Genomic DNA, 3206 nt, shown 5'->3' on the forward strand with positions numbered 1-3206 from the left:
ATGGATGGCGACAGCCTAACACAACTCACTTTCGGAGGAAGTAACTTCTTCCCCGCCTGGAGCCCTGATGGCGAATGGATTGCATATGATAACACAAATTGCGGCTCACAAGTTGAACCTGCGCCCCCAAATTCGTGTGGCATCCTGATAATGAAAAGCGATGGCTTGAGTAAGAAACTCATTATAGGGGGCAGATTTCCAGATTGGTCCCCAGATGGAGATAACCTCGTTTTTGTTGGGCTTGGTAGTGAAATTTTTAACGTGACTATAAATGACACATCGGATGTGGTCCAGTTAACGTCGTTTCACCAAACCTATACCTATGTATCTGTTATAACTCCCAGATATAATCCGGACGGGTCAAAGATTGTGTTTTGCTCAACTACGCATGATTGGTTTGGTATATGGGTCATGGATTCTAGCGGAGGTAACCTTAAACGTTTGGACGAAAACGGGAGTTACCCATCATGGTCACCGGATGGGAAAAATATTGTATACGTAGGACCGCAAACAACCCTCTGGATCATGGAGGCAGATGGGAGCAATAAAAGGCAATTGACATTCAGGCCCAAACCCGGTTAAGGTATGAACCATACAATGAGGCAAAACTATCGGAAGTCACCATAGCCGTTCCCGCCATCAAGAATGCCCTGGAAAGGAGAAACGTAGAGGCTGTTTTAAAGGTTTTTCCCGACTTCGAGCTTGATGACACATTAGGCATATCAAGAACGGGGGAGAGAGTCAAACTCGCGGATATGTCAAACATCTACAAAATTCGGCTGCCGGAGAAACGAAATGTTTCTGAAATTGCAGTGGAGCTCACCGCTTTTCCCGAGGTTATCTATGCAGAGCCTAACGGTATAGCCATTCCTGCCGTGGTGTATCCCAATGATCCTCATTTTGATGATCCCAATAATCCCGGGCAGGGAGGGTACCAGTGGAACTTATTGAACACAGGTCAAGACGGCGGAATCAACGACGCCGATATCGATGCCCCTGAAGCCTGGGATATCACCAAAGGTAGCATCGACACGAAAATCGGCATCATTGACTGGGGCGTCTGGAGTTCCCATGAGGATTTAAGCGGGAAGGTCTCCGGCGACGCTGGTACCAATGGATCCCATGGCACACACGTAGCGGGTATTGCAGCGGCGAAGACGAACAATTCGAAAGGTATTGCCGGAGTTGACTGAAATGCCCGGATTGAATCCCAGCGAATTGATTGGGCGACAGGTGATGAGGATATATACAACGCGATTATGGCCGCGGTTAATAATGAGTCGGACATAATCAATAATAGTTGGGTTCTATGTAGCAATTGTAATGATCCGGTGCCTGACCCTCGCTACTCTACAACAGTCCGGCTAGCCTTTTCGAACGCTTACAAGCTAAATGTAGTGGCAGCAGCAGCTATGGGGAATTGGGATTCTGGAAGCACGTATTATCCTGCTGGATATGGGCAAGGGATCATCGCTGTGGGGGCAACTGATCATGATGATGATCGCTGGTGGTCAAGCAGCACTTCAGGGTCGAATTACGGCAGCCATATCGATGTCGTGGCGCCAGGGGAGGATATTCTGAGCACAGTGACCTATTACAGGTCTCTATACAGCGGCTACTACGATAAGAACACGGGCACTTCGATGGCGACACCTCATATTTCTGGTATTTCGGGGTTGCTTTTAGCGAAAGATCCCAATCTCTACAATGATGACATCGAGCAGATAGTAAGAATTTCCGCCGAAGACAGGGGTGCAACTGGCTTTGATATATATTACGGCACCGGCCGGGTCAACGCCCGGGCGGCGCTGGACCTGATCAAGTCCGGTAGCGCCCTCTACCACTGGACCGCCAGCAACGGTTCTAGCGTGGGGAATACCGGAACTTACACCATGACCTTTTACAGCACTCCGGGCCTGGCCGACGGCGTCTATATTGTTAAGCGCTACGACGTAAGGAAGACCGTTACCTTCCCTCAGGCGTTTGCCTCCGCCCCGCACACCTGGGGCCGGGGGGTTGCTACGAACGGCTACTCTGCCGCCAATCCCAACTTCGGTATGGGTTGGTGTAACGTTGTTCCGGGAAGCGTAACCGGGACCCAGGCCACGCTGCAGGCTTATGTGTACAAGGTATGGACTATAACCGGGTATTATCTGGGCTGGTATCCCACTTCTCCGAGTAACGTAACCTTCGCTTACTCGGCCCTGGATGACGATCCCCCCGCCGCCCCGCAGAACCTGACGGCTACGTGTGATGGCGGAACGATCAGGCTGGATTGGACACCCAACACCGAGCCTGATCTTGATAAATACTGCATCTATCGGAAAGTGATCAGCGGCAGTTTCAGCCTGGCCGGCACAACGACAAATACGTACTGGTACGATCCTGGCAACCATGATTGCACCCTACCTGAATTTCCTTTTTATTATTATGTGAAAGCAAAGGACGTTTCAGCTTTATTATCTGATCCGTCGGATACGGTTACCATTTATACTTTTTTCAAAGATGTTCAAGCCGGATTGCCTGAGGAGCTCTTACCGGAATCCTACGCTCTCCACCCGGCTCACCCTAATCCCTTCAACCCTAGCACCAGCATTGAATACGATCTGCCGGAGGCCAGTCGTGTGACCCTGGCGATCTACGACATCATGGGCCGGGAGGTTATCCGCTGGGAGGGACAGGAGCCAGCCGGCTATCGGCAAGGGGTGTGGTACGGTAAAGACAAGAGCGGGCGCTCAGTACCAGCGGGCATCTATATCTACCGGCTGGTGGCCTCCTCTACCGAAAGTGACGAGCGCTTCACGGCCAGCCGGAAGATGGTATTTATGAAGTAAGTATCAGAGCAGTCCCGCAGGATGCGGGGGTGTTTATGAAATAGAGGCCAACCCGCCAGGGTGTTCCTATTGCCCCTCCCGGCAAGTCCTGTCGGGAGGGGCTTATTGTACCCGCCAGTCAGCTGGCCCCCGAAGGGAAGCCGTTCCTTGCCTGCAAAGGGGGGTAGGATTAAATTCCTCTGCTTTTCCAACGAATTATTCAGAACTTGTGATTAAGGTGGCGACGACCGCAGATTTTCGCAATGGGATGGTTATAGACCATAAGGCAGGCTTGTGGAAGATTGTGGAGTTTCTTCACGTGAAGCCCGGGAAGGGGCCGGCCTTTGTCCGCACCAGGTTGAAGAATATCCGCACCGGCCAGGTAGTGGACGA

General features: G+C 51.4%; 3 protein-coding genes and 1 pseudogene. All 4 read left to right on the forward strand.

The features are described 5' to 3' along the window. Positions 1 to 582: TolB family protein (locus ACETWG_00420; GenBank protein MFB0515053.1), on the forward strand; the 582-nt coding region annotated here is incomplete at its 5' end. A gap of 173 nt (positions 583 to 755) precedes the next feature. Then, positions 756 to 1775 (forward strand): annotated as a pseudogene (locus ACETWG_00425) (S8 family serine peptidase). Positions 1776 to 2057: 282 nt separating this feature from the next. After that, positions 2058 to 2834 carry a FlgD immunoglobulin-like domain containing protein gene (locus tag ACETWG_00430; GenBank protein ID MFB0515054.1) on the forward strand — a complete coding sequence of 259 codons (777 nt, stop codon included), beginning with the start codon at positions 2058 to 2060 and terminating at the stop codon, positions 2832 to 2834. A gap of 217 nt (positions 2835 to 3051) precedes the next feature. Next, positions 3052 to 3206, forward strand: a 155-nt coding sequence (locus ACETWG_00435; protein MFB0515055.1) for an elongation factor P, incomplete at its 3' end; no start/stop codon positions are given.

The organism is Candidatus Neomarinimicrobiota bacterium (assembly GCA_041862535.1).
In the GTDB taxonomy this organism is placed as follows: Bacteria; Fidelibacterota; Marinisomatia; order SCGC-AAA003-L08; family TS1B11.

Bases quoted from the DNA above. Each gene is read 5' to 3' on its own strand.
- ACETWG_00430 (MFB0515054.1), top strand. From the start codon at position 2,058: ATGGGTTGGTGTAACGTTGTTCCGGGAAGCGTAACCGGGACCCAGGCC.